The sequence below is a fragment of the Marinomonas sp. MED121 genome (assembly GCF_000153025.1).
In the GTDB taxonomy this organism is placed as follows: Bacteria; Pseudomonadota; Gammaproteobacteria; order Pseudomonadales; family Marinomonadaceae; genus Marinomonas.
The window spans coordinates 646,885-668,614 of the sequence record NZ_CH672432.1 but is presented as its reverse complement, the minus strand read 5'-3'; the positions used below and the strand labels follow the sequence as shown (position 1 = coordinate 668,614).

General features: G+C 42.1%; 21 protein-coding genes and 1 tRNA gene. 15 read left to right on the top strand and 7 right to left on the bottom strand.

Annotation, left to right across the window (positions count from 1 at the left end; all coding sequences use genetic code 11):
• Window positions 1–21 precede the first annotated feature (21 nt).
• Together acpP and fabF are read left to right on the top strand one after the other, a co-directional pair.
• Window positions 22–255: an acyl carrier protein gene (acpP, locus tag MED121_RS18395; protein ID WP_009835268.1), complete on the top strand. Its 234-nt coding sequence runs from the start codon at window positions 22–24 to the stop codon at window positions 253–255.
• 115 nt (window positions 256–370) lie between these two features.
• A complete protein-coding gene (fabF, locus tag MED121_RS18390) occupies window positions 371–1,609 on the top strand; it encodes a beta-ketoacyl-ACP synthase II (RefSeq protein WP_009835267.1) in 1,239 nt (412 codons plus the stop codon).
• A gap of 82 nt (window positions 1,610–1,691) precedes the next feature.
• Here fabF and MED121_RS18385 read toward each other — a convergent pair whose 3' ends face one another.
• On the bottom strand, window positions 1,692–2,114 hold the full coding sequence (locus MED121_RS18385; RefSeq protein WP_050764613.1) for a PA2817 family protein: 423 nt from the start codon (window positions 2,112–2,114) through the stop codon (window positions 1,692–1,694).
• 59 nt (window positions 2,115–2,173) lie between these two features.
• On the opposite strand from MED121_RS18385, the gene MED121_RS18380 reads away from it, so the two are divergent.
• The 3 genes from MED121_RS18380 (at window position 2,174) to queF (ending at window position 4,751) form a co-directional block, all read left to right on the top strand.
• The gene (locus MED121_RS18380; RefSeq protein WP_009835265.1) at window positions 2,174–3,088 is read left to right on the top strand and encodes an ABC transporter ATP-binding protein; all 915 of its coding nucleotides are present in this window, start codon (window positions 2,174–2,176) and stop codon (window positions 3,086–3,088) included.
• Between the two features lie 6 nt (window positions 3,089–3,094).
• Window positions 3,095–3,868, top strand: coding sequence for an ABC transporter permease (locus MED121_RS18375; protein WP_009835264.1), 774 nt, complete (start codon window positions 3,095–3,097; stop codon window positions 3,866–3,868).
• Between the two features lie 67 nt (window positions 3,869–3,935).
• On the top strand, window positions 3,936–4,751 hold the full coding sequence (gene queF, locus MED121_RS18370) for an NADPH-dependent 7-cyano-7-deazaguanine reductase QueF (protein ID WP_009835263.1): 816 nt from the start codon (window positions 3,936–3,938) through the stop codon (window positions 4,749–4,751).
• A gap of 62 nt (window positions 4,752–4,813) precedes the next feature.
• Here the strand turns inward: queF and MED121_RS18365 are convergent, their stop codons facing one another.
• Window positions 4,814–6,382, bottom strand: coding sequence for a hypothetical protein (locus tag MED121_RS18365; protein ID WP_009835262.1), 1,569 nt, complete (start codon window positions 6,380–6,382; stop codon window positions 4,814–4,816).
• A gap of 206 nt (window positions 6,383–6,588) precedes the next feature.
• Between MED121_RS18365 and MED121_RS18360 the strand changes: the two genes are divergently transcribed.
• The 3 genes from MED121_RS18360 to MED121_RS18350 all read left to right on the top strand — a co-directional run bounded on the left by MED121_RS18360 (window position 6,589) and on the right by MED121_RS18350 (window position 8,777).
• Complete coding sequence (locus MED121_RS18360) at window positions 6,589–7,149, top strand: nitroreductase (protein ID WP_116371669.1); 561 nt, start codon at window positions 6,589–6,591, stop codon at window positions 7,147–7,149.
• Between the two features lie 117 nt (window positions 7,150–7,266).
• Window positions 7,267–7,354 (top strand) — tRNA-Ser (locus tag MED121_RS18355).
• Between the two features lie 409 nt (window positions 7,355–7,763).
• Window positions 7,764–8,777: a YHYH protein gene (locus MED121_RS18350; protein ID WP_116371660.1), complete on the top strand. Its 1,014-nt coding sequence runs from the start codon at window positions 7,764–7,766 to the stop codon at window positions 8,775–8,777.
• A gap of 51 nt (window positions 8,778–8,828) precedes the next feature.
• Here MED121_RS18350 and MED121_RS18345 read toward each other — a convergent pair whose 3' ends face one another.
• Window positions 8,829–10,025, bottom strand: a complete 1,197-nt coding sequence (locus MED121_RS18345; RefSeq protein ID WP_036181037.1) for a multidrug effflux MFS transporter — start codon at window positions 10,023–10,025, stop codon at window positions 8,829–8,831.
• Between the two features lie 130 nt (window positions 10,026–10,155).
• On the opposite strand from MED121_RS18345, the gene MED121_RS18340 reads away from it, so the two are divergent.
• Both MED121_RS18340 and MED121_RS18335 read left to right on the top strand, forming a co-directional pair.
• On the top strand, window positions 10,156–11,187 hold the full coding sequence (locus tag MED121_RS18340; protein WP_009835258.1) for a S66 peptidase family protein: 1,032 nt from the start codon (window positions 10,156–10,158) through the stop codon (window positions 11,185–11,187).
• 209 nt (window positions 11,188–11,396) lie between these two features.
• Window positions 11,397–12,707 carry a sensor domain-containing diguanylate cyclase gene (locus tag MED121_RS18335; RefSeq protein ID WP_009835257.1) on the top strand — a complete coding sequence of 437 codons (1,311 nt, stop codon included), beginning with the start codon at window positions 11,397–11,399 and terminating at the stop codon, window positions 12,705–12,707.
• Between the two features lie 101 nt (window positions 12,708–12,808).
• On the opposite strand, the gene MED121_RS18330 is transcribed toward MED121_RS18335, so the two are convergent.
• Window positions 12,809–13,099, bottom strand: coding sequence for a putative quinol monooxygenase (locus MED121_RS18330; protein WP_009835256.1), 291 nt, complete (start codon window positions 13,097–13,099; stop codon window positions 12,809–12,811).
• 57 nt (window positions 13,100–13,156) lie between these two features.
• Window positions 13,157–14,182, bottom strand: coding sequence for a zinc-binding alcohol dehydrogenase family protein (locus MED121_RS18325; protein WP_009835255.1), 1,026 nt, complete (start codon window positions 14,180–14,182; stop codon window positions 13,157–13,159).
• A gap of 118 nt (window positions 14,183–14,300) precedes the next feature.
• On the opposite strand from MED121_RS18325, the gene MED121_RS18320 reads away from it, so the two are divergent.
• Window positions 14,301–15,236, top strand: coding sequence for a LysR family transcriptional regulator (locus MED121_RS18320; RefSeq protein WP_009835254.1), 936 nt, complete (start codon window positions 14,301–14,303; stop codon window positions 15,234–15,236).
• A 16-nt stretch (window positions 15,237–15,252) separates the two neighbouring features.
• Here the strand turns inward: MED121_RS18320 and MED121_RS18315 are convergent, their stop codons facing one another.
• Window positions 15,253–16,134 carry an AraC family transcriptional regulator gene (locus MED121_RS18315; RefSeq protein WP_009835253.1) on the bottom strand — a complete coding sequence of 294 codons (882 nt, stop codon included), beginning with the start codon at window positions 16,132–16,134 and terminating at the stop codon, window positions 15,253–15,255.
• Window positions 16,135–16,487: 353 nt separating this feature from the next.
• On the opposite strand from MED121_RS18315, the gene MED121_RS18310 reads away from it, so the two are divergent.
• The 4 genes from MED121_RS18310 to MED121_RS18295 are packed head-to-tail and all read left to right on the top strand — an operon-like array spanning window position 16,488 to window position 20,773.
• Complete coding sequence (locus tag MED121_RS18310; protein WP_009835252.1) at window positions 16,488–16,949, top strand: (2Fe-2S)-binding protein; 462 nt, start codon at window positions 16,488–16,490, stop codon at window positions 16,947–16,949.
• Window position 16,950: 1 nt separating this feature from the next.
• Entirely contained in the window at window positions 16,951–19,113 is a 2,163-nt protein-coding gene (locus tag MED121_RS18305; protein WP_009835251.1) for a molybdopterin cofactor-binding domain-containing protein, read from the top strand.
• An 11-nt stretch (window positions 19,114–19,124) separates the two neighbouring features.
• Window positions 19,125–20,171 carry an XdhC/CoxI family protein gene (locus MED121_RS18300; RefSeq protein WP_009835250.1) on the top strand — a complete coding sequence of 349 codons (1,047 nt, stop codon included), beginning with the start codon at window positions 19,125–19,127 and terminating at the stop codon, window positions 20,169–20,171.
• Entirely contained in the window at window positions 20,171–20,773 is a 603-nt protein-coding gene (locus MED121_RS18295) for a nucleotidyltransferase family protein (protein WP_009835249.1), read from the top strand. Before MED121_RS18300 ends, MED121_RS18295 begins: the two co-directional genes overlap by 1 nt.
• An 84-nt stretch (window positions 20,774–20,857) precedes the next feature.
• Here MED121_RS18295 and MED121_RS18290 read toward each other — a convergent pair whose 3' ends face one another.
• Window positions 20,858–21,670, bottom strand: coding sequence for a TauD/TfdA family dioxygenase (locus tag MED121_RS18290; protein WP_009835248.1), 813 nt, complete (start codon window positions 21,668–21,670; stop codon window positions 20,858–20,860).
• Window positions 21,671–21,730 lie beyond the last annotated feature (60 nt).

Below are 21,730 nucleotides of genomic sequence, written 5' to 3'. Positions count from 1 at the left end.
TGAGTAGAGTAGGAACTTCTAATGAGTAGCATTGAAGAACGCGTTAAAAAAATTGTTTGTGAACAACTTGGTGTTAAAGAAGAGGAAGTAGTTTCAACTGCTTCTTTTGTTGATGACCTAGGTGCAGACTCTCTTGACACAGTTGAGCTAGTAATGGCTTTGGAAGAGGAATTTGATACTGAAATTCCTGATGAAGAAGCTGAGAAAATTACCACAGTTCAGGCTGCGAATGATTACATCAACGCAAACCTGTAATTTGGTAAACTGAGTTTTTGAGAAGCCGCTTGTCTTTGTACATAGCGGCTTTTCTTTTCTATAGCCCTTTTTGATAAAAACCCTTAGTGGGTCGGGCGTATTTTGGAGGAAGGATATGTCTCGTCGTCGTGTTGTTGTCACTGGTATGGGAATGGTTACCCCTTTGGGCAGCAATGTGAAAGATACGTGGGATAACGTATTAGAAGGAAAGAGTGGTGTATCAGATATTGAAGCATTTGATGCGACACAATTTTCTACCCGTTTTGCCGCTCAGGTAAAAGACTTTGATGTGTCGCAATATATGACACCAAAAGAAGCGCGCAAAATGGATCTCTTTATCCAATATGGTATGGCAGCCTCTATACAAGCATTAGATGATGCCGCGTTATTGAATGAAGGGTTAAATTATAACCGAGTTGGCTGTGCAATAGGTTCTGGCATAGGTGGACTTCCCATGATTGAAAAAAATGTGGAGTTGCTGGATAAGTCAGGCCCAAAAAGAATTTCTCCTTTTTTTGTGCCAGGGGCAATCATTAATATGATCTCTGGGCATGTGGCTATCAAGTTTGGCTTTAAAGGACCAAACATATCAATCGTAACGGCTTGCACAACCGGAACACATAATATTGGTATGGCAGGGCGTATGATCTCCTATGGTGATGCAGACGTTATGATAGCCGGCGGTGCTGAAATGGCGATTACCCCACTAGGCATTGGTGGTTTCGGCGCGGCAAGAGCTTTATCAACCCGTAATGACGACCCTAAAACAGCGAGTCGTCCTTGGGATAAAGATAGAGATGGTTTTGTTATGGGAGACGGTGCGGGTATTTTGGTATTAGAAGAATACGAGCATGCGAAAGCCCGTGGTGCAAAAATTTATGCTGAGCTAGCTGGTTTTGGTATGAGTGATGATGCGCATCATATGACAGCGCCACCAGAGTCTGGTGTTGGTGCATTATCTGCCATGTCTGCTGCGTTAAAAGATGCCAATATTGAAGCGGCAGACGTGGATTATATTAATGCCCATGGTACGTCCACTCCAGCAGGGGATTTGGCTGAAACCAATGCGGTTAAGTCTTTGATGGGGCTGGCAGCCTCAGATGTGGCAATCAGTTCGACCAAGTCTATGGTTGGGCATTTGCTTGGTGCCTCAGGTGCAGTTGAATCTATTTTTTCTGTGTTAGCGATTCGCGATCAATTAGCGCCACCCACTATTAACTTGGAGAACCCAGGTGAAGGTTGTGATTTGAACTATGTGCCGCTTACACCACAAAAACGCAAAATAGACGTTGTATTAAATAACTCGTTTGGTTTTGGTGGAACGAACGGATCATTGGTTTTTAGTAAGATATAGAGCGTGTTCAGTATAAAAATAGGAGCTTGTGCTCCTATTTTTATGTCCTAAGCCTTAGCTGATGGGTTCAGTTAAAGCTGGCTTAATGTGTGGTGTTTGAATTATTTGTATCTAATTCTTGACGCAAAGACTTGATTTGCTCGTTTATGTCCACATTAATGCCTTGGCGTTCTAATTGGTATAAACGATCTTCTAGCTCTTGATAGAAGCTGAGCTCTTCATCCCCAAGAAAGTGTAAGCACTCACCGCCGATAAACCAAAGTAGCTCACGTCGTACCAAGGGTACTAAGTTTGCGTAACAACGAATAAAACGAGACAAGATTTCTTGGGCGTCGAAACTATAATCCGCCGCCTGATGAGTGATGTCGTTGAATAACTGATCCAGCTTATCAACCAGATCGGATTCTTCTTCGTTTAAAGGGGTTTGATCAAAAGGAAAATGCTCAGTCATTCTGCTTTTAAGATCTTTGAATGCGTTCAATATGAAATCGTTACGAGAATCCACGTAATAGCCTTTTACTGTTAAGAGTTCATGCCAGCCCAATGCTGGAAAGATGAGTAATTATGACATATGCAATAGAAATTAGTGACTTAAAAAAACGTTATGATAATGGTTTTGAAGCCTTAAAAGGCGTTGACCTTAAAGTTGAAAAGGGCGATTTTTTTGCGCTACTTGGGCCCAATGGTGCAGGTAAATCCACCACCATAGGAATCCTGTGTTCTTTGGTGAATAAAAGCGAGGGAAAAGTCTCAATTTTTGGGGTTGATATAGACAAAAATTTTGCTGGGGCGAAGCAGTTTTTAGGTGTGGTACCTCAAGAATTTAATTTTAACGTATTTGAAACGCCATTTAATATCATAGTGACCCAAGCTGGTTTCTACGGCATTCCTTATGATATTGCTGCGCCTAGGGCAGAAAAATACCTGAAACAGTTGGGTTTATGGGAAAAGCGTAATAATCCTTCAATGCAGCTTTCAGGCGGCATGAAGCGACGTTTAATGATTGCCAGAGCCTTGATTCATGAGCCTCAAGTTTTGATTCTGGATGAACCAACCGCTGGGGTTGATATTGAACTGCGTCGTTCTATGTGGGAGTTCATCAAGGAGTTAAATGATAATGGCACAACCATTATTTTAACTACCCACTATTTAGAAGAAGCTGAGCAATTGTGTCGCAATATCGCCATTATTAATAAGGGTGAAATTGTCGAAAACACCAGTGTGAAATCCCTGCTAAAAACACTTAATCAAGAAACCTTTATTTTGGATTTGGCGACGAATATTGCGGGTGATATTGTCATTGAAGGTTATAAAGTGGCGCGCTTAGCAGATGGGCACTCGATTGAAGTGGAAATCAGTAAAGGTCAATCCATCAATGATATTTTTGTGGCTCTAAATGAACAGGGTCTGCAAGTACAAAGTATGCGTAATAAATCAAACCGCTTAGAAGAGCTGTTTGTGAAGCTAACTAAGGGGTAGGTAAACATGACAAATATACAAATTATGGTGGCTTTTTTAACCATTGTCAGACGAGAAATACGTCGCTTTATGCGTATTTGGCCACAAACCTTGTTGCCCCCAGCGATTACAATGACCTTGTATTTTGCTATTTTTGGAAACCTGATAGGTTCCAGAATTGGTGAAATGGGTGGTTTTAGCTACATGGAATACATAGTTCCAGGCTTAATCATGATGTCTATCATCACCAACTCCTATGCCAATGTCTCAGCCTCTTTTTACTCGGCCAAGTTTCAACATAATGTGCAAGAGTTGTTAGTTTCACCCACGCCTAACTGGATTATTCTAATGGGTTATGTTGTCGGTGGCGTTACTCGTGGTTTGTTTGTTGGTTTTATTGTGACCTTATTGTCTTTGTTTTTTACTAAGATGAATCTTGAAAATATTTTTATCACAGTCATTGTGGTCTTCCTAACGGCGGTTTTATTTTCCTTAGGTGGTTTTGTTAATGCGGTGTATGCCAAAAGTTTTGATGATATTTCAATTATCCCTACTTTTGTGTTGGTACCATTAACCTATCTCGGTGGTGTTTTTTACTCTATTGATTTGCTACCAAGCTTTTGGCAAAACATGACCTTATTAAATCCTGTTTTATACATGGTTAATGCTTTTAGGTACGGTGTTTTGGGGGTGTCGGATATTAATGTGGGTTATGCTATCGTGATTATCCTTGCCTTTATTTTGGTCTTGTTTGTGTATGCTTTGCGTTTGTTAAATCGTGGTCATGGTATACGTAGTTAGTCTTTATTTATGTCTGTATTCAGCCCTAAAGTAAGTGTGAATTGTTTAAGTGTTAAGTGAGAGCGTTATGGGCGTATTGCCGTTAGGTCAAAAAACTGAATACATTTCTGAGTATTCTGCTGAGCTATTATTTCCAATTGCCAGAGTTGATAAGTGGCAAGAGATGGGGATTGAATCAGAGCGTCTTCCTTTTTATGGGGAAGATATTTGGAATGCTTATGAAGTCTCTTGGCTAAATACAAAAGGTAAGCCAATTGTTGCCATTGTTGAGTTTAGGTTGCCCCATGACTCTCCCAATATTATTGAGTCTAAGTCTTTCAAACTTTACTTAAACTCTCTTAATCAGATGCGTTATGAATCAGAGCATCAGGTGCAAGAAATTTTAGAGCGTGATTTAAGTCAAGCTGCGGGGGCAGAGGTGGGGGTGGTTATTCGTGACCTTGAAGCCATGCAAACCTTGGTGATTCAAACACCTGATTTTTGCATTGATACACTCGATGTGGAAGCGAGTATCTATCATCCTGACGCGAGCTTATTAGCGCTTGATAAAGAGGCTGAGCAGGTTGAAGAAAAAGTGGTTAGCCACTTGTTGAAATCAAACTGCCCAGTGACTAACCAGCCTGATTGGGGGTCTGTGTTTATTGAATATCGTGGCGCTAAAATATGTCATGAGAGTTTGCTGAAATATGTGATTTCATTTAGAGAACATACTGATTTTCATGAGCAATGTGTTGAGCGTATTTTCATTGATATCATGCAGCAATGCCAGCCTGAATACTTAGTGGTGAATGCAAGGTATGTTCGCCGTGGTGGGTTAGATATCAACCCTTACCGAGCTTCTGAGCCTTTGCTTCTGGGCAATGAAAGATTAAGTCGACAGTAAATCTCAGTTATAAAAAAAACCAGCATTTGCTGGTTTTTTTTGCTTTGTCTATCTGCTTATATTTAATCTTTACTGGGAGCAGACATACTTTCAATTTGTTTTTTCTCAAGATCAATAATGGCTAATTGAAGCCGATCAACTTCAAGATTTTTTTGGTTATACTCATCTCTTAACTCGGTTTCAACGTCATTTGCAATACTGGCTAATAGCTTCTGTTTTACTTTACTGTGCTCTGATAATAGCTCTTTGTTTTTAATTTCTAATTGTTGAAATTCATTATTTGTGCTGGTGCTTGAACCTTCGGTAAAGTTTGTATTAACCGTTTCAATGGTATGCTGTAATTCTTCGTTATTCTTTTTCGCTGTGGCGAGTTCTTGTTCTAATAGGGTGACACAGGTCTCAGATTCTTTAAGCAATCTTTCAAGTGTATCAGACTCTTTTTGTTGCTCTTCGATCATGGCTTTCAAGCTTTCATTTTCCGGCACGTTTGACATGTGTGTTTTCATGTCATCTACCTTAGATTGCTGATTTTTGGTGGTTTCCTTGAAAGAGGTGAGTGCCGTTTTTTGAGCCAAAATAAGGGTTTCTTCGGTTTCTAATAGTTTGTTACTTTTTTGTTTAATGTCTGATTTTAAGTTTTCAATTGTTAAATTAGTCGTGCCTAACTCATTCTCTAATTGCAGTATAAGGGTGTCAGATTCTTTAATCATTTGTTCAATTCGGCCAATAGCAATCGCCTGTGAATTATCTGTATCATTGTCACTGTCGGCTTGATTGGTATCGCGTAACTTCTCTCGCAACATGTCAATGACAGCTTGCTGACGATTTGCCACCTGGTTAAGGGATTTAATTTGTTTGTTGGCCTTGTGCTGGCCTAGGTCTTGTCTCATTTCATCTATAGATTCGTTTTCAGCGCCTGTAATCAGATGAGAGATATCATTGTCATCTTCTAAATGAACAAGTGAATCTTTTAGCTGTTTTAAATTGGTCATTGCTTGAGAGAGTTTTTGCTCTAAATTGATTTTCTCTCTTTGTTTACTTTCAATGCGTTTAGCGGCTTCTTGTAAGTTTTCAATTTGATTAGTGAGCTCTTCTTTTATGGCGCTTTGTGCTGTCTCAAGGTCGTTTTTCAGTTTCAGTACTTCATTTGATTTATCCGCACTCTGGGTTAGCTTGCTTAATTTCTCTTCAAGGTCTTTTAAGCTTGAGTTATCTTTCTTAGCGTTAAAAATATTGTTGAGCACAGATGAAAGTTCTTGCTGAATGATTTCATTTGTATCTTTTTTTGTGGGGTGGTCAAGTACCTTGTTCTCGGCCTTTAACAAGGTTCCCCAAAGCTTGATTAAAAAAACCTTATCTTTTTGTTCTTTGACTTTGGTTTTAGTGAGTTGTTGTGCAGCTTGCTTTAGTTGGCCTTGAATAATGGTTTTTAGCAGAAGGCTAGGCTCTTCATACTCTTTATTGTTAGCACTTTTATCAGAGGTATCTTGACTGTCTTCTTGGTCAGAACTTGCTTCATCCTTATCCTCTGCCTCATCTTTTTTGAGCTTGAGTTTTAACCAAATAAAAATCCCCCCTAAAAAAATAAATAGGGTTGTGATTTCGATGAGTGTCCATACTAATAATTTCATCTAACGAAGTGCCTGCCTGTATGACAATATAAGGTAAAGAGTCAGACTAAATGCTGAAAGTGACCTTAAGTTTAAATTAATTAGTCGCAATATTTCAATTAGCAGACTGAGTCTTATGACCGCTTCATGCTAACATTGAAAATAGTATTAAATTTAAAGTAACTCAATGAGTTACTCATTCCAGTATGGCTCAGGTAAACGTTAATATGAAAGAATTTATCCAATTTATGCGCGAAAGAAGCTCGCAAAATGCGCTCTTGTCTCCTGCCCCTTTAAAAGAAGAGTGGCAGTCCGTGTTAGAGGCAGCCAGTCGGGCCGCAGATCATGGTGCTATCAAGCCTTGGCGATATCGCATCTATAGCGGTAAAAGTTTGGATTTGCTGGGGGAATGCTATTGGCAACATGCTCTTGCTTCGACACCTGAAATGCCAATCAGCAAAAAAGATAACTTTATTCAAAAAGCCCATAGGGCACCTGCTGTACTATTAGTTACAGCGGCTTTGGTAGAAGAGGCTAAGGTGCCTAAGATAGAGCAAACCATGGCTGTTGCGGCAGCGACACAGCAAGTTTTATTAGGTCTTGAGGCACTAGGGTATGGCGCGATTTGGCGGACAGGGCCTGTTGCCCATAGTCAATTAACCAAATCAATTTTGGGGATAGAGGACCATCATCAAGTGATTGGATTTGTTTATGTTGGAACGGCTAAAGCACTAGATAAAAGAGTCAAAGAGGTGGATTTAACAGGTCATATAGAATGGTTTGAGTGATCTTTAGTCAAGCCTGACCAGGCGTTTAATTTCTCGTGAAAAAGGGCTTGCGTTTCAATCACTTCGACATTAATATACGCCCACTCTTTGATAGGCGACGCCTGCAAAGTGGCCTGTGGTGAGCTGTCCGAGTGGCCGAAGGAGCACGCCTGGAAAGTGTGTATGTCGAAAGGCATCAAGAGTTCGAATCTCTTGCTCACCGCCATTATTCTAAAAAACCGTATCTTTTCAGATACGGTTTTTTTTCGTCTTTTATAAATGGCTTCAAATACCCTCTATCGCGCTAGCCTGTTTACTCAGTAGCTAATGTCTTTTTCCTTAATAGCAAGTTGCTTATCTTTTCTTAAATTCCATCTCACTCATTCAGAACTTAACGCATAGGTTAAATGGCTTTTATTTATAGATTGCTGTGTTGGATGTTTATATGGCTTTAGCTCTTTAGCTCTTTAGCCTAATAGTTGCATGTTTAACGGTTAGAAGAGAAAGGATATGAGCTTCATAAGATTCTGCCACGATTCTTATCATCGCGATGAAAGGGCTGTGATAGCGTTGGAGCTAGTACAGGATGTGTTCTCATTATTCGTTGAAGCAATTTAAATGGCAGGAGTGTTCTCATGCAGAGAAATAAAATATCAACTAAATTCACAAATTTGACTATAGTCGCGGCATTATTAAGTATGGCGAATATCAATCTTTTAGCGGATGAGGCCAATGCAACGCATACTCACCAAGGATCAAGCCATTCCCATGATGTCATCAGTCAAACTCAAACCTTGCAAATTGATATAACCAATCAAATTTTTAGTAATCGCAATCCGGATTGTGCTGCGTTTGATGAGACTTATTCATCACAAGTACTGGATGTGAATTACGCGAGGAGCTTTGAAGGTATGACGCGTGTGATTGCCGCGACAGATACCTGTGTGATTGAAAGTAATAATATTCCAAATCATGATTTTAATGATGCCGAACGGCCATTTGCTAATCAGGTTGCTGAGGTGGAAAAGAATTTTATCCTTGAGCGAATGCCAGATACTTTTGCCTCTGAGGTGACTTATGTATCCCAGTCTTTGATTAATGGCATCATGCTTAATGGCGTTGTAATTGATATCTTATCAGCAGGCTGCTGGGATGATGTTCGAGGTGACAATGTCGCGATAGGTTGCTCGGATACCGCTGATTGGCTAATTGATCCTGTGGGCAGTGGCTTTTTTGATGAAGACACTCACAATGCCCATTCTCAAGGGGACGGCACTTACCATTATCATGGCAATCCGAATGCAATGTTTGATGATAATCCTGGTCCTAATGGCTCTCCCATTATTGGTTTTGCCGCAGATGGTTATCCGATTTATGGTTCTTATTTTCTTGATGATGATACCGGTGAAGTGCGTAAGGCTGTCTCAGGTTATAGGTTGAAGAGAGGGGTAAGACCAAGCGGCCCAGGTGGACGTTATGATGGCTTTTATATTCAAGACTGGCGTTGGACCAGAGCTGGTGATCTTGATGAATGTAACGGTATGACGACAGACGGACAATATGGCTATTATGTCACCGACTCTTACCCATGGTTAATGAAGTGTTTTAAAGGTGAGCCAAATAACTCTTTTTATAAAAGAGCTCCATAAGCTAAAGACGGGTCTAATGTCATCTTTCAGTATTTTTAGGAAAGATGGCATTTATATTCGTGATTTAATATTGATTTTATTCAAATAAAACACCCCGATACCAAAACAAGCAAAGCCAATCATGGTGCTCGCCATGGCACTGATTGGGTTAATGTTGAGTAGACTCATAATGCCACTCGCAATAATTGCGCCTAAGGTATGATAAATCCCGTATACCGAACTAATGACCCCCACTTCTTTTATCGGACTTGAAAAAGCCCCCGCCAAGGCGTTTGGAAAAACCATTCTGGAACTTAACGTCAGTAGAAACACGTTCAAGGTAATTATGATTAGGTTGGGTCCAAACAAGATAATACTGAGATAGATATTAAGCCCTGTAACCAGAAGGCCAATCAGTGCTGCGAATATGATGTGATCAGGGCTAAGTTTCTTTAATAGGTAATTGTTAAGAAAGCCGCCCAATATATAGGACAAGGTGATTAAGCCTGCTAACCAGCCAAACTCAATCATGCTAAAGCCAAACACATCTAAAAAGACAAAGGGGGCTGACACCATATAGGCCACGGCACAGCCAAAAGCACATAGCGTTGTCATGCTATAGGTAAAGACAGCCCTATCTTTTAACACTCTTATAAATGTCTGTAAAAGGGGCTTAACTTGCAAGATGTTAGGGTCTATTTTGGGGTTGGTTTCTGGCAAAAGGTAATAAGTTAACACCAATACCACCAAGCTTAGAGCAAATACCAGCTGGAAGATTTGTTGCCATTGGTAATAACTAGCAAGGTAGGCGCCAAAAAGGGGAGCGATAAGAGGCATCAGGGCCAGCACCATATTAATACTGGAAGCCGCTTTCGATAACTCTACTCCATTGAATAGGTCTTTTAATACGGCTCTGGCAACGGGGATTCCCGATGCCATACCTATGCCTAAAATGCATCGTCCTATTAAAAACTGCCAAATGGATTGGGATACAAAGCAGATCAACGCCCCCAATATGCCAATCAATAAGCCCAGTAAAATAACTTTTCTTCGACCTTTTGCATCAGATAAAGGGCCAAATACAATTTGTGCCAAGGCAAAGCCGATAAAATAGGCCGTAACACTGAATTTCAACATGCTATCAGAGGTTTCAAAATAATCTGACATGAGAGATAGGGCTGGCAAATAGGCATCAGCCGCTAATGGGGCTAACGCGCCAATTAAGATGAGTAAGGCAAGAATCTGATTTTTTTGATGAAGGACTAACATGCTACTTCCTTTAGCTAAACACATAGAGATTTAATGAATGAATGCTAAAGGGTTGGCAGTGAAATGGATAGATGCATTAAACTAGTGGTCGCATTTTTGATGCTGAAAAATAAAGAATTAAGGACGATTTATGATTTATCCCGCACCTCTTAGACAAGGAAGTGTTATTGCTATTACCGCGTTTTCCTCTGGCATCAGTGAAGGCAAGAAAGCCAGATATCAGCATGTTATCACAGGCCTTAAAAACCAAGGTTATGTCATTATTGAAGGTGATTGCCTTATCGGTAATAGCCAGCATGTCAGTGCGCCAGCAAGACAAAGAGCAACAGAGTTAATGTCATTTCTGTTGGATGATCGCATTGATGCCATTGCTGCTCCTTGGGGTGGTGAACTTGCGATGGAGATATTGCCACTGTTAGATTTTGATTTACTCAAGAAAGCCAAGCCTAAATGGCTCTTTGGTTTTTCAGACGTTAGTACCCTAACCGTGGTGATTAGTTCGAGATTAAACTGGGCCAGTGCCCATAGCCCGAATTTAATGGATTTAGCTGCGAGTGAAACAGAAGCCTTAACAGCCAATTTCTTGAAGAATATGGCAACCGACACAGGGGGGCGTTTTTCTCAATGTGCATCTTTGCAACATACGGATAAATGGCCTGACGGCACTCGCCACCCTGCTGCTGTGTTAGCGCCATATTTGAAGACAAACTGGTGTTGGCTGGTGGCCCCAAGAAACGGATCAAGGATAGAGGGGCGGTTAATAGGGGGATGCTGGGATACCCTAATACACCTTTTTGATACCCCTTACTTAGATTTAAAGCGTTATGCTGAGCAATTTGATGAAGGCATTATTTTATACCTAGAGAATGTGGAAATGGCACCCGCTGACCTCACAAGAAGTATTCTTAGTATGAAGTTTAGAGGTGTTTTTACTCATATTACAGCCTTACTCTTGGGGCGCTCTGCATACCCTGCGTCGAATAACAAAGAAGATTTAACTTATCACGAGGTGCTGCAAAGGCATTTAGCAGATCTTGGTATTCCTGTGTTAATCGATATGGACATAGGTCATGTGCCGCCAAACTTAACCTTAATCAATGGTGCCCTAGCCAAAGTAACGTCTGACAATGTTAAAAGCGACATTACCCAATATTTAATTTAGTGGATGATTTATAAGCACTAAATCATTTTAGTGAATTGGTGTAAAATGCGGATTAAATTGAACGCTGTCTAATCACGTCTTAAGCATTGATGCTGAACTACACTCATTAATAGCCTTTTATTTTCTCATTAATAGAAAAGAAAGCTTAATCATGGATGATTGTGTTAGAACGTCTGTCATTCATATGCTATTCATCTATTGGTAGAGTTATGCTAAACCGGGAAGAGGAAGCACTTCTAAAAAAATTAAAAAGAAGTGAACAGAGATTAATTGCAGCCTATAAATTAGTCGCTTTAGGCACTTGGGATTGGGACCTTATAACCAATGAACAAGCTTGGTCTGATAAAACCTATGAGATTTTGGGGGTGGATTCCAACGTTGTCGTGACCCGAGAGTTATTTGAATCCTTGTTGCACCCAGATGACCTTGACTATGTTAGAGAAAAGCTAGAGCAAGGTATTAGCCAAGAAGATGATATTACTTATGGTTTTCGTATCATCAGACCTAATGGAGAAGAACGCTATATTTACTCTCATCTAACATTCGAGAAAGATGAGCAAGGCAAAAAAGTTAGAGTGCTCGGGACAAACCAAGATATCACTGATCAAAAAAGAGCTGAGCAGGCACTTAGAGAGAGTGAAGAGCGTTTAAAAGCGGCACAATCACTGGTCAATCTGGGCTGCTGGGATTGGGACCTGAAAACAGGCAAGCAAGTTTGGTCAAATGAAACCTACCGTATTTTTGGCATAGATTCAGGCATAGAACCTAGCCGAGCATTGTTTGAAAACTTGATTCACCCAGACGATTTAGCACAAACCCTGGCAGCGACCCAGGCAGGTATTAAATCGGGAGTTGATTTTAATTTTGAGTTTAGAATCATCCTGCCTAATGGCAAAGAACGCTATATTTCTGCACATGTTGGTATTAAAACTGACGAGCTTGGGAATAGCATACGATTGCTGGGGACAAATCAGGATATTACTGAGCAAAAAGAAATTGAATTGCGCATTATCCATCAAGCCTATCATGACCCTCTGACCCAGTTGCCAAATAGGATGAAACTTAATCAGGAGTTGGAATGCCTTTTACAGCCAGGGCAAGCGTCTCATCATCCCTTTGCTATCTTGTGGGTCGACTTGGATTACTTTAAGCAAATTAATGATAACCATGGCCATTTAGCAGGTGATGCGGTTTTACAAGACGTCGCGAAACGTCTGAAGGCTCAAACCCAACAGGGAGACTTGGTTGCCAGAGTGGGAGGTGATGAGTTTATTATCATGCTGAAAAGTGCGGGCGATGTGCAAAAGCTCAATGCCTGTGCTCAGAATATATTGAAAGAATTTCAGCACCCCATATTGTTTGAGAACCTATTGTTGAAAGTAGGAACAAGCATTGGCGGTGCGATATACCCTCTACATGGCGAGAATGTCGAATCCTTATTTAGGGCGGCAGACATCGCCTTATACCAAGTGAAAGAGGGTGGTCGAAATGCTTACCAACTCGCTCAATTAGATGATTGAGTGCATTGCATGAGCCATACTGAAACACACAAAAAGCCTGATTAACAACAATTGGTTAATCAGGCTTTTATCGGGATCTCTATTAAAGAAGCCGATAAGATTTAAGCGATGTGGTTCATCTCATTCAGGGTAAACTCTGCAACAGCACCTTCAGTCGCCGCCATATAATCTTGTAAGTGTTGGTTGCCCATATGTGTTTGCCAAAGTTCACGTGTTTCCCAGTTTTCATAAAACATGAAATGCGCTGGGTTCTCGTTATCTTGGTGAAGGTCATAGTTAATACAGCCTTCTTCAGCACGTGTAATGTCAATCAGCTTTAAAAGCTCCGCTTTTACTAATTCAATTTTGTCTTCATTTGCTTTGATGTTGGCAACAATCGTTAACTTAGTCATTGTTATTTCCTCTTCATTTAATTTTTTAAACGTGTATCTCGTTTTGATCAAATTTGTTTAAAAGCCTTCCAAAACAATCTTGCCAATAGATTGGCCTGATTCAATTGCTTCGTGGGCCGCTCTTAGGTTTGCAGCATTAATTGGGCTTAATTGCTTATTCACTGTGGTTTTAATAAAACCTTGATCAACTAAGTCAGCCACTTTATTAAGCAGTAGGTTTTGCTTGTTCATGTCCTCTGTTTGGAACATAGAGTGGGTGTACATAAACTCCCAATGGAGTGACAAGCTTTTGCGCTTCATCTTAGAAACATCCAAAGTGGCAGGATCATCTATGAGCGCAATCTTGCCAAAAGGCTTTAAGATCTCGGTATAGGTTTCAAAGTAGCTATCCGTGCTATTTAAGCTAGCAACATGGGTAACTGGGCCAATTGCAAGGGCATTGATTTGCTCTGCTAGGTCTTTCGTATGGTCAATCACATAATCCGCGCCTAACTCTTTCACCCAAGCGTTAGAGGATTCACGTGATGCGGTACCGATAATGGTGGCACCAGAAATCGCTTTAGCCAGTTGAATCAAGATAGAACCCACACCGCCTGCAGCTCCAACCACTAGAATCACTTCGTCTGATGTTGAGTTTGTGCCAGGCGCTTGAACCTTGATACCAAGACGCTCAAAGAGTAATTCATAGGCGGTAATAGCGGTTAATGGCAAAGCGGCCGCTTCAGCATTGCTTAAGCTCTTTGGCTTGTGGCCAACAATGCGTTCATCTACTAATTGAAACTCAGCATTGCTGCCTGAGCGAGTGAGATCGCCAGCGTAAAAGACTTTATCACCGGGTTTGAATCGACTAGTCGCCTCGCCTGTTGCAACCACTTCACCGACAGCATCCCAACCAATAATTTTATGCTCATCACCTTCTGGTGCAACATTCTGACGTATCTTGCAATCCACAGGGTTCACTGCAATCGCATCAATCTTAACTAATAAATCACGACCTCTAGCCTTAGGTTGTGCGACTTCAATATCAACCAAAGAGTTTGCATCTGAAATAGGTAAAGACGCTTTATAGCCGATGGCTTTCATGGTGTGCCTCCTTTAAATTTTGAGTTCGTTTACCAAACTGATGGACACATGATAGGGATTGCATCTTGATAGATAAACAGGATAATAATTGAATCTTTTTCTAATAATTTTGGATAATATGCTTTTAGAAGATTTACATGTGGTCCTGAAAGTGGCGGAATTTCGTAGTATTACGGCAGCCGCAACCAGCCTAGATATGCGCACAGGCACTGCAAGTGCGGCATTAAAGCGAGTAGAGGCTGAGCTTGGTGTGTCTTTGTTTGTGCGAACAACGAGGCAGCTTAGAATCTCAAGTGCGGGTGAAAAGTACATTCCCCAATGTCAGCAAGCCTTACAGATTTTGTCCCAAGCCAAGCAGAATATGAAAGACGGGCAAGATATTGTTGAAGGTGAGCTAAGGTTGGCTGTTTCATCAGATTTGGGTCGTAACCTTGTGATTCCTTGGCTTGATGAGTTTATGGATGATTATCCAGACTTAAGTTTACGCACCAATATCAGTGATTCTAATATCGATTTCTATCGAGATTCTGTTGATATTGCCTTACGTTACGGCTTCCCTGATGACTCTAATCTTTACGGCTTTAAAATCTGCAATGTGCCAAGACTCACCTGTGCGACTCACGAGTACCTTGCTCAACATGGCACACCAAAACACCCCCATGAGCTCTCTGAGCATAATAGTTTGAACTATCAGCTACAGGATGTGGTTTATGATGTCTGGAACTTTAGGCATGACAATAACGACATTAAAATAAAGGTCAAAGGCAATCGAATTTCTAATGATGGCGACCTCGTTAGGCGCTGGTGTGTGGCGGGTAAGGGGATCGCAGTGAAGTCGAGCTTGGATATGGCGGCGGATTTATTGGCACAAAGAGTGGTGAATATCATGCCTGAGTATCATCCAACGCCCACTGAGCTTTGGCTCATTTGCCCAAGTAAACAATCCATTTCACCCGCTGTTAGGCTATTAAGGGATAGGTTAAGGGAAAAGAGCCGCGCTTTACTAAGCCAATTAGTAGCAAAAAATATGCTTGATGAGAGCGTGCTTAGCTAGTTTTTTCGCTTGCTCTTTAGCTAAGCACGGCTAATTCTTGTCTTGGGGTATTACCAAACTTACGGGAATACTCTCGACTAAACTGAGTCGGGCTTTCATAGCCCACTTCAAACGCGGCGGCTGAAACTGAGGTATTTTCTTCACGAATCAGTCTCTGCGCTTCTATTAGCCTTAACTCTTTTTGATACTGTAACGGCGTTGATTTTGTGACTTGTTTGAAGTGCTCATAAAAAGAAGAGGTGCTCATGCCAATGTTTTTGGCAATATCCGGCATAGACAGCGCTGTTTTAAAGTTTTGTCGGATAACATCTATCGCTTGCGTGACTTTACTCACGTGGCTGTCTTGTTCTGTCAGGTGACGCAACATATCGCCATTGGATGACTTTAATAATAAAAAGTGAATTTCTTTTAAAATTAAAGGCCCCATCACCTTCATTTCTAAGGGCTTGCCCGCTAAAGCAAAATAACGGCCCATGGCATCAATTAGGGCATCGCTTGATTGGGCTGCACATAATGGCTTGAAGGTTTTATTGAGTATATCCAGCTCACCAATTTCACGTTGTAAACTACGCAGTATGCCTAAATCTAAGCAGATGGCGAGGCCTATATAAGGTGCTTCCTCGCTTGCTTCAACAATGCTCGAAAATGCAGGGACACTATGGCTGGCGATCAATGACATGCCGGCCCGATAAGATATTTTCTCTCCTCCAACAATCGCCTCCTTGCTCCCTTGCAGAATGATGCAGGCAATAGGGTGATAAATACAGGCATTTAATTGGGTTGGCTTTTTTGACTGATGCACAAAAAAATCAGGAATAGGCGATGACAGCTCATCATCATCCATTGTTTGAGATTCGATATAGTGTGTCGCTAATGCTAACAGCTCGGCTAATGTCATTTTGTCCCTGTGTCATCTGGGTTAGGAGCTAAAAAGTATATTGAAAATTTTGTCATAAAGCACATCTGATGGAATCTCTCTGGAGAATTAGGCAGGTGTTTTAGAGTATTTGATAAGTTCTCTTCCGCTAAAGTCTCTAGTATGAACTAAGTTGTAATGGCGCTCTTTATAGGGAGTGAGTATTTTACATAACAGATACGAGTTGAGCGTCACCAACATAGAGAACGGGCAGGTTTGGGTGGCGTTTAGTTAAGGAAGCGATAAGTGAGTTCTACCGCCTCAGGACATTGATAAAAGCTTGAGATTAATGGTGAGCATCATGCCGCTTTCCCTCATTAGGCATAGGAGACAGTATGTTATACAAATTAAAAGTTAATGGAAAAGCGCAAGAAGTGGAAGCAGAGCCAGGGACACCTTTGTTATGGGTGATTCGTGATGAATTAGATCTAACGGGTACAAAATTTGGTTGTGGTGTTGCCGCATGTGGTGCCTGTACTGTGCACTTTCAGGGTGCGCCAATTCGTTCTTGTTCTTTCCCAATTGATGCGGTTGGCGACAATGAAATCACCACAATCGAAGGCCTAGAAGATAAAACCGCCAAGGTTGTGCAAGCCGCTTGGAACGAAAAAGACGTTGTGCAATGTGGTTACTGCCAGTCGGGTCAAATCATGTCTGCGGTGGGTTTACTTAAACAAAACCCATCACCATCAGATGCCGAAATAGAAGCGGCGATGCAAGGGAATGTGTGCCGTTGTGCCACTTATGTGCGTATTAAAGACGCCATTAAAACCGCAGCTAAAAACTTGGAGGCATAAGATGAGTCAGACTATTTCAAGACGAGGTTTTTTAAAGTCAGCGGCAGCTGGGTCTGCTGTCATGATGGTGGGTCTAAATGCTGGTGGTTTATTAGCGGTTGGTTCTGGCGATGTGGTGGTCAATCCATTTGTCAGCATTAACCAAGAGGGTGAAATCACAGTTGTCATCAAACACTTTGAAATGGGCCAAGGGACAACAACAGGTTTAACCACCTTGGTCGCAGAAGAACTAGATGCCGATTGGCAAAAAATGAAGATAGACTTCGCACCAGCCGATGGCATTCGTTATAAAAACCTTTTCTTTGGTGCCCAGTTAACCGGTGGTTCCACTGCCATTGCTAACTCTTACATGCAATACCGTGAAGCCGGCGCTATGGCAAGAGACCTATTAGTAAGATCTGCCAGTGCCGCTTGGGGTGTGAGTCCAAATCAAATCCAAATTCGCAATGGTGTGATCAGTGCAGGCAATAAAACGGCTCACTTTGGCGAGTTTGTGAAAGAAGCTATGGCGCTTAAGCCAATTGATAAACCTATCACTAAAACACCAGATCAGTTTAATCTGATAGGTAAGCTCAAACTGCCACGTAAAGATTCTCAAGCAAAAACCACTGGTCAAGCCATGTTTTCAATGGATGTGAAATTACCAGGCATGCTGTATGTGGCGATTCATCGTTCACCTAAATTTGGTGGCAAGGTAAGTTCACTTAATCTAGATGACGCTAAAAAGATAGGTGGTTTTGTCGATGCGAAACCACTGGCTAACAAAGCAGGTGTAGCTGTTTATGCGAAAAACACCTGGGAGGCTTTCAAAGCAAGAGACGCATTAAAAGTAAGCTGGGACTTCTCTGGTGCAGAAACCCGTGGCACAGAAGAAATGCGCGCTGAGTACACACGACTTGTCGACGAACCTGCCATGTTTAATGGTTTACCAACAACCAAAGAAGCCGCCAATATTGCCATGCAAGATGCCGAGCATTTGGTTGAAGCGGACTTCCAATTTCCTTTCTTATCCCATGCCCCCATGGAGCCTTTAAACTGTGTCATCGAAAAAACACCTAATGGGGTGAGATTCCATGACGGCTGCCAAGGTCCAAGTTTAGTGCAGGGCGTGGTCGCCTATGTGTTAGGGTTAGAACAAGCTCAAGTTGAGGTGAAGACATACTACGCAGGTGGCTCATTTGGCCGTCGTGCCAATGTAAATGCGGATTATCATGTGGAAGCTGCTTTGGCTTTCCAAGCTTATGGCGGTCAAACACCGGTCAAACTTGTTTGGAGCCGTGAAGACGATATCCGTGGTGGTTATTACCGTCCTATGTCACTGCACAGAGCGAAAATCGGTCTGGATGCAAAGGGTCAACTACTAGGCTGGGATCATCACGTTGCCGCTCAACCTATTATGAAAGGCACACCGTTTGAAGCCATGGTGGTACATAACGGCATCGACCATACCAGTGTCGAAGGTCTATCAGACACCTTGTACCAAGTGCCTAACATGTCTATGGGTGTAAGTGACTTTAAGTCTGTGATTCCTGTACTTTGGTGGCGTTCAGTTGGTCATTCTCATACGGCGTTTGTCATGGAAAGCTTGATGGATATGGCAGCAGCAAAAGCTAAGCGTGACCCTGTCGCGCTTAGATTAAGTTTGCTTGATCAAGCGGATGCGAAAGGCCAACGAATGGCGAATACCATTAAAGCAGCGCGTGACATGGCGAATTGGAAAGAGGGCGACAAACGTGGTTTTGCGTCTCACTTCTCCTTTAATACCTATGTGGCAGTCGTGGCTGATGTCAGTGTAAAAGCTAAGCAAGTGCATGTTGATAAGCTTTACATCGCCGTCGATTGTGGTGTTGCCATTAACCCAGATGTCATCAAGGCTCAAATGGAAGGGGGCGCAGGCTATGCGCTAGGTGCCATTGCGCGTAATGAGGTGACACTGGATAAAGGCGAAGTGATTGAAGCTAACTTCCCACAATATCAACCGACTCGTCTTGGCGATATGCCTGAAATAGAGGTTGAGATTGTTCGCTCGAACGAAGCGCCAACCGGTGTAGGAGAACCCGCCGTGCCACCAACAGGGCCAGCGATTGCTAACGCAATTTATGCTGTCACGGGTGTGCGAATTACGGATCTTCCTATGACAAAAGCAGGTTTCACATTTAGCTGAGGTATCTTCCTATGAGCAACCAACCTATGAGCAACCAACTGACTGCTATGCTACAAGCATGGCAAAAAGGCCAAGATGAGGCTGATTGGGTGCTGGGGACGGTTTATAAAACACAAGGTTCCTGCTATCGAAAGGCAGGGGCCTTGACCCTTATAAACAGTCGAGGAGAGCAATACGGTTTGTTAAGTGGTGGTTGCTTAGAAGCTGATATTGTCCGCAATGCCAGAAAAGTACTGCAATGGGGTAAACCCTTATTACTCAGTTATGATGCAACCGATGAGGACGATTGGTCTTATCAGCTAGGCATAGGCTGTGGCGGAAAGGTGTATATCATGTTGCAAGCTATCACTCAGGAAAACGACCTAGGTCTTGGTGCTATGCTGACGGCATTAGAAAATCGTCAGTCAGGCCTGTATCACCAAAAGATTAATGGGAATGAAGGCTATTTTGAGCCGCTAGCTGAAAAGTCTTTTCAAAAGGCGGCCATTCAACATCGCAATAATGAGGATTGGTTAGTGCAACCGATTGTGCCAGAGCCACATTTAATGATTGTGGGTGGCGGTGTGGATGCTAAACCTTTGGTTAATATGGCCAAAGAAATGGGCTGGAAAATCACACTTGCTGATCCAAGAGCCAGTCATGCCAGAGCAAAGAACTTCCCTAATGCCGATGTGATATTGGATGATGTGGGCGAGCCTTTGTCTGAGTATCTGCTCAATCATGGTGTAGATGCCATGGTGATCATGTCTCACAGTATGGAGATTGACGCTAAAGCATTAAAAAGTGCACAGGTAAAAGCCATTGATTACGTGGCCATGTTAGGACCTAAACATAGGTTTCAAGAAGTACTGGGTATCGCGAAACTCAGGCTCTCTCAACTGGTATCAAAAGTCGCTTCGCCAGCAGGGTTTGATATTGGCGGCCAGCTGCCTGAGAGTATTGCTCTGTCTATTCTGGCTCAGTGTCATAGCGTTTTACATAATAGCGTGCTGCATCATAGCAATGTGTCCCAAAGTGAGCAGAGTGAGCAGAATGAAGAGACGAGGATAGCCAGCTAATGAAAATGGCTTACGTGCTATTAGCGGCTGGCAATGGGAGTCGCTTTGGCAGCTGCAAACAGTTGGCAGAAGTGCATGATAAGGCCATGATACGTCATAGCCTTGAGACCTTAACTCGCTTAGCGACTTTAACAGAAATGACTCAAACCAAGCCCTTTGTTGTATTAGGTGCTTATTATGAGCAGATCAATCCCATCATAATGGATAAGGCCGAGGTGATTTATAATCCAGATTGGTCCCTCGGCTTAGGTGCGTCTATCGCTAAAGCAAGTGAGGTTATTCAAAGCATAGGGGGTTATGATGGGGTGCTTTTTACCTTATCCGATCAAGTAAAGGTCAACCTTGAAGACCTTGAAAATCTCATCAAAGGTTACGATGGGCAGACAATTCGAACCGCTTACTATGCTAATAAACCCGGTGTGCCTGCGATTTTTCCAGCCAGTCAATTTACTGAGTTAAAAGGCCTTAAGGGCAAACAAGGGGCAAAGCCTATCTTGATGGCAGCGAAAGATAATCTAAGTCTGCAAGTGATGGACAATGCGCTTTTTGATATCGATTACCCAGAAGATCTCGAACAATACCTGTCTGCTATCAAAGCTTAAGGCGTCACTAAAAAAAAGCCTAAAGTGTCTCTAAAAAAAGCTTAAGGCGTCACTTAAATCAAACTTAAAGTGTCGCTCAAGTTATTAATAAACCGTCACCCTGTGTAGTTTTCTCGGCTCATCACCATAATCAATCACAGCATAATGTTGCGTGCTACGATTATCCCAAATGGCGAGTGTATTTGGCTGCCATTTAAAACGTACCTGATACTCAGCTTGCCTTGCTAAAGCAAATAGCCGATCAAGTAGTGCTCGGCTTTTGGTGTTGTTCAAGCTAATGACAAAGCGGGTAAACTGCTCGTTGATAAAGAGAATTTCTTCACCTGTTTCAGGTAGTTTAGTGACCATAGGGTGCTCAACAGGTGGATTCGCCGCCGCTGTTTTAATCACATCTTTATGCCAGTCGGCATTTATCTCGTCTGTTTTTATATTTTCAAACGCATGCAGTGAGTGCATCGTCTTAAGCTGTCGAATGCTGCTTTTATCCTCTTCAGATAACGCATTAAACACAGCTCTCATAGAGCACCAAATAGTATCACCACCCACCTCTGGCAAATGCTGAGCATGTAACAGTGAGGCTTTAGAAGGGCGCTTTTGCCAGGTTAAATCCGTATGCCAAAAGCTTTCTAGCGGTGCTTTGCCTCTGACTGTTTCGATAACACTCACTTGTGGCGCCTCTTTTACATTCGGGAAGAAAGGATGAACTGGCGCAAGCTCACCAAAACGGCTGGCGATTTTGAGGTGCTCTTCAGGCGTCATCTTCTGATCCGGCAAGAAAATAACCCCGTTTTGATACCAAGCTTGATAAACTGCCTCGAACTCAGCGTCACTGCATATTGCGAGGTTAACCCCATGCACCATGGCGCCAATATTCGGTGTTAATCGTTCGATTTGCATTCGGTGTTTTCCTTTTATCGATAATGCTTTATTCAAAATCTTATATTAACGCGAAGAGGT